The organism is Sediminibacterium sp. (genome assembly GCF_030695065.1).
Taxonomy (GTDB): domain Bacteria; phylum Bacteroidota; class Bacteroidia; order Chitinophagales; family Chitinophagaceae; genus Sediminibacterium.
This window is the reverse complement of the sequence record NZ_JAUYTR010000010.1, coordinates 1-4,846: the sequence shown is the minus strand read 5'-3', so window position 1 is coordinate 4,846 and position 4,846 is coordinate 1. Positions and strand designations below refer to the sequence as shown.

Here is a 4,846-nt window from a genome sequence, read left to right as displayed (position 1 = left end):
GGACACTGGATGTGAAAATTCGCGACGTTGAAGAACTGATTTATGCGGAGTAAAAGATTATGCAAAGAAACCAGCAGAAACCTTCTTATATAACCACTAAACACTTGTTTGCTTTGCATAAACACTTTGCATAAATATTTTGCTTTTTTTTATTCCGGCAATGGTGCCAACATAAAAAGCAATAATATGAAACAATTACAAACAGTACAAGAACTGATGGATGGTTGCGTTCATTTTTTTGAGCAAGAATTCTATTCTCCCAAACGAATTGAACACTACAGGTTTCTGTGGAAAAATAAGCTGATTCCATTTATGTTTCAAAAATCATTTTTGTATTATGATCCTTCGGTTGGAGAAGAGTATATTCGCAATAATATAGGCGGTAGCATTTTACCTATTGAACGGGACATTATCAGAAGTATAAAAGTATTGAATGAGTTCCAAGAAAAAGGAACAATCCGCAGAGCCTACCGCAAGCCAATTACTCGAGAATTATCTGGAGAGATAGGTTGTTTAATGAATAGATATCTTTTGCATTTGGAGTGCTTACGTCGCAGTAAAATAACAATTTCAGCTCAAAGACTATTTCTTTCCAGATTTCTTTTCTATCTGAAAAATAATCAAATATCTAATATTGAAGAAATTAGAGAAGGCCATATTTCGTCTTTTGTTTCTACTCAGACTAAAAATCAGATAGGCGTTGTATCTGCCATCAGATTATTTTTTAGATTTCTATTTGAGGAACGCATCATAAAGCTTGATTTAACCACAGTTATCCAACATTACAAGTGGGTCAGTAGAGCAAAATTACCTTCGGTTTATACCGCAAAGGAGGTATTCCAAATAGAGTCATCCATAAACAGAGACTATGCTACCGGTAAAAGAAACTATGCCATGACTCTGTTGGCCTCACGGCTGGGGCTAAGAGCATCAGATATTGCTCACCTGACTTTCCGCAACATCGACTGGGAAAATAGCACAATTAAACTATCCCAATTTAAAACTGGCAAAGTGATTGACCTTCCATTGCTTGCAGATGTAGGGGAAGCAATTATCGATTATCTCAAATATGGCCGCAAAAAATCAGCGTCACCATATATTTTCCTTTATTCCAGTGCTCCATTCACTGCCATGACAAATGGTTCCATTTCATGTGCTCTTGGTCTTATAGTGGGTTCATCCGGGGTTGATACAACCGCGAGAAAGCACGGACCGCATGCCATGCGCCACAGTCTGGCCAGTCGATTTTTGGAAAACCAGGTATCATTACCTGTTATCTCCGAGGCTTTGGGGCACCAAAGTATCACAAACACGATGCCTTATCTTAGAATAGATGTGGAATCGTTACGGCAATGTGCATTGAACGTTCCGCTTGTGGAACCATCATTTTATGAGCAGGAAGGAGGTATCTTCTATGAATGAGTTCAATTACGGCAGCATCTATGCCCCTTATTTCAAGCAGTTTATTGTCATGAAGAAAGGGCTCGGTTATGTGTCCTTGCGCACTGAATGGGTCTTTCTTGAGTTTGACAAATTTTTCATTACCAACAACATAACAACCATTGGAATAACCAGGCAACAAGTTGAACAGTGGCGTGCTACTAGGATAAATGATGCATTGTCAACAATTTGCACAAAATACATTATCCTTTCACAATTCTGTAAGTATATGTGCAAGGTTGGTTATGACTGTTATATCCCGAGAGGCCCTGTTCCTCCCAGAAACAGCTTTAAACCCCACATCTACTCTAACCGAGAAATGGAAGACATCTTCCAAGCCTGTGATCATATGCGTTTGCATGACAAGCACATGACCACCATCCTGTTTGTTATACCAATCATCATTCGTCTGCTGTATGCAACCGGTCTTAGGGTAAGCGAAGCATTGGCATTGAAGAACAAGGATGTGGACTTTAACCAGCAATGCTTACTTATCAGAAAAAGTAAGAATGGGGAGGAACGTATTGCTCCCATGTCTGGCGCCTTAGAAGAAGTGCTGAAACAGTATCTGCATTATCGGGATCGGATGCCCATACCACGCATCAAGGATATCAACGGCTACTTCTTTGTGTCTCCCAACGGAACAAACTGTCGTCAAGGCAGTGTATATGCCTGGTTCAGGAAGGCACTTTCCATATCAGGAATCCCGTTTATTGGAGATCATCAGGGTCCTCGTGTTCATGATTTGCGGCATACGTTCGCGGTTCACGCTCTGGCTCAGATGGCTAAATCCGGACTCGATCTTTACTACTCACTGCCTTTGATCTCGACATTTCTTGGTCATAAATCAATAAGTTCGACCGATCATTACGTCAGGTTAACTTCGGAGATGTATCCTGATCTGCTTAAAGACGAAAAGGGTGTATGCGCCTATGTTTTCCCAAAATACAATAATCTTTTGTACAATGGAAACGACTGATTTTGCAAAATATCTCAGCACTTTCCTTACCAAGTATCTTGCGGGTGAGCGCAACTACAGTCAAAATACCATTTTGGCTTACAAGGATACTTTCGTTCAGTTTATAACTTTCATGAAAGAACAGAAAAACACTGAAGTACAAAAGCTGACTCTTGAATGTATTACCAGGGAAATTGTCATCAACTTTCTTGACTGGATTCAGGAGAACAGGCATTGCAGTAATGCCACACGGAATTATCGTCTTGCCGCTTTGCATTCGTTCTTCAGGTTCTTGCAATACGAAAATCCCGAAAGGATGTATGAATGGCAAAAAATACTGACCATAAAAGTTAAGAAACACGAAAAAAAGAGTATCAACTACCTGACAACTGATGGCATAAAGCTACTTCTTGAACAGCCGGATCTAAGTACCAGAGGTGGTTACCGTAATCTTACAATGCTTGCGCTTATGTATGATAGCGGAGCAAGGGTACAGGAAATAATAGATCTTACTCCTTGCTCTATCAGACTTGACAGCCCTAGCATAATAAAACTATTTGGTAAGGGACGCAAGGCTAGAATTGTACCCCTACAACAAGAGCAGACCGTGTTCCTGAAAGAGTATATGCAGAAAAATCATTTGTTGGAAACTCATGCCAATCAATATCCATTGTTCTCAAATAGCAGAAAAGAAAAACTTACCCGGGCAGGTGTGACCTACATCTTGAAGACTTATGCAGACCTTGCAAGGAAAATCAATCCGGCAATTATACCTGAGACGATCAGTTGTCACTCCTTGCGTCATTCTAAGGCCATGCATCTTCTTCAGGCCGGTGTAAATCTGGTTTACATTCGAGATCTTTTAGGCCATGTTTCAGTTCAAACTACAGATGTGTATGCTCGTGCTGATTCCAAACAGAAACGGGAAGCTTTTGAAAAGGCCTATGTTGACATTAATCCGGCTGGCACCAATACAAAATCCTGGGAAAGGAACAACAATCTATTGGATTGGCTGAAAAGTTTATAAAAATAATCATGAATTTATGCAAAGTGGTACTGTATAGTAAAAGGATTAACAAACTGATTGCAAGCATGTCTTATAATGCCACTTTGCATAATCATTTCCTTTCCATAAATTTGTTCTTCAACTTCGTGCACCTTTGCATCCAGTGTGCGTTTCATTTCATCGATCACAGAGGTGATCACTGCTGAGTTGGAAGTTCTGAACTCATTGCCATTTGAATCGCGCAAACTGATCACAGAACTGAGTGAATCAGCTCCGATTTGGAAGGTTTGCAACTTGCGCCGTGATTCATTCAACGTTTTCCACCTGTCGATCAACAATGACAAATCTTCCACCCGTTGAATCCTTTCATCGAGGGTCAGCTTCCGTGGCGCTTCGACTTCGTCTTTCACAATGGTCAAAACCGGAGCAACTTCTACAACTTCATTAACTTCAGCAACAAGTACTGTTCTTTCTGCAATATTTGATTTACCCATGATATTTTGTCCATGCCCTTGGATCTTATTTTGGCATCTGGCTCGCCGGTTAAAATTAAATTACGGGTAATCATCATTGAGCCAGGCGGATTCTAGTCAATGGGCGAATGTCAGGTTTTAACGAAGTCGGAAGTCCGGAGTCACCCGACTGCGTCGGGCAGGGAAGACGGAAGTTAAAAGGTGACCGAGTGCGAAGCATGGCTTCGACAGGCTCAGCCACCGGTATAATAAACGAAGCCACCCTTTACTTTTCCGGCTGGCGTAAATACCTTCACCCGCGAATTTGAGTGTAACAAGAATTTCTCTGTCAACTTTGTAAAGCCTGATTATTTTAAAAGCGACCAAAAAAAGGGCGAAAAGCCCTTTCCTTTTTCAGTATGCACATGGGCCATTGCCATTCATCATGTCTTCGTCGGCAGCTGCTGATCTGAACTGGCTGTATGGAACTTCGCCACATTTTTCACAATACGCCTTTCGGTCAGATGGCCAGTAATAAATGCTGCTGCCTTTTTTATTTGTGCAACCACATTTTGAACAGGCTGAAGTAAACTTTGCAGTAATCATTCGTGGATCATTTTTGTACATGTTATACATAGTAAATTGCCTGTGCCCTCAGGACTTGTATAGGCATCTGGCACGCCTGTTTAGTTTTAGTGAATGAAATTATTTTGATTTGCATATTGAGATTCAACTCTTTCGGAACCCCACGCATCCCGCATATCGTCCATTGACATCAGCTTGCCGGACTTTTTGAAGTATTCCCCTTTATGCCAGTACCAGGCGGTCTTTGGATGGGAAAATTTGTAGCCTTCACCTTTCAATGTTTCCCTTAGCGGAAAAGTGTTGCCGGTAATCCAGATCCAGGAACCAATCAGTTCGATAACAATTCCCTGTAGGCAGATAATCCGGTCCAGCCTTTGTCGCATTTCTTCTGAAACCTGCTGTTCA

At 41.1% G+C, this 4,846-nt stretch carries 5 protein-coding genes and 1 pseudogene; 3 read left to right on the top strand and 3 right to left on the bottom strand.

The features are described from left to right. The first annotated feature begins 186 nt into the window (after positions 1-186). The 3 genes from Q8S25_RS03905 to Q8S25_RS03895 are packed head-to-tail and all read left to right on the top strand — an operon-like array spanning position 187 to position 3,425. Positions 187-1,422, top strand: a complete 1,236-nt coding sequence (locus Q8S25_RS03905; RefSeq protein WP_305535057.1) for a site-specific integrase — start codon at positions 187-189, stop codon at positions 1,420-1,422. Further along, complete coding sequence (locus Q8S25_RS03900) at positions 1,391-2,419, top strand: tyrosine-type recombinase/integrase (RefSeq protein ID WP_305535055.1); 1,029 nt, start codon at positions 1,391-1,393, stop codon at positions 2,417-2,419. Before Q8S25_RS03905 ends, Q8S25_RS03900 begins: the two co-directional genes overlap by 32 nt. Further along, positions 2,406-3,425, top strand: coding sequence for a site-specific integrase (locus tag Q8S25_RS03895; protein ID WP_305535053.1), 1,020 nt, complete (start codon positions 2,406-2,408; stop codon positions 3,423-3,425). Before Q8S25_RS03900 ends, Q8S25_RS03895 begins: the two co-directional genes overlap by 14 nt. A 14-nt stretch (positions 3,426-3,439) precedes the next feature. On the opposite strand, the gene Q8S25_RS03890 is transcribed toward Q8S25_RS03895, so the two are convergent. The 3 genes and pseudogenes from Q8S25_RS03890 to Q8S25_RS03880 all read right to left on the bottom strand — a co-directional run. Further along, positions 3,440-3,898, bottom strand: coding sequence for a hypothetical protein (locus Q8S25_RS03890; RefSeq protein ID WP_305535051.1), 459 nt, complete (start codon positions 3,896-3,898; stop codon positions 3,440-3,442). A gap of 372 nt (positions 3,899-4,270) precedes the next feature. Beyond that, positions 4,271-4,462 carry a hypothetical protein gene (locus Q8S25_RS03885; RefSeq protein WP_305535049.1) on the bottom strand — a complete coding sequence of 64 codons (192 nt, stop codon included), beginning with the start codon at positions 4,460-4,462 and terminating at the stop codon, positions 4,271-4,273. A gap of 86 nt (positions 4,463-4,548) precedes the next feature. Beyond that, a pseudogene (locus Q8S25_RS03880) lies at positions 4,549-4,846 on the bottom strand (hypothetical protein); the annotation flags it as partial.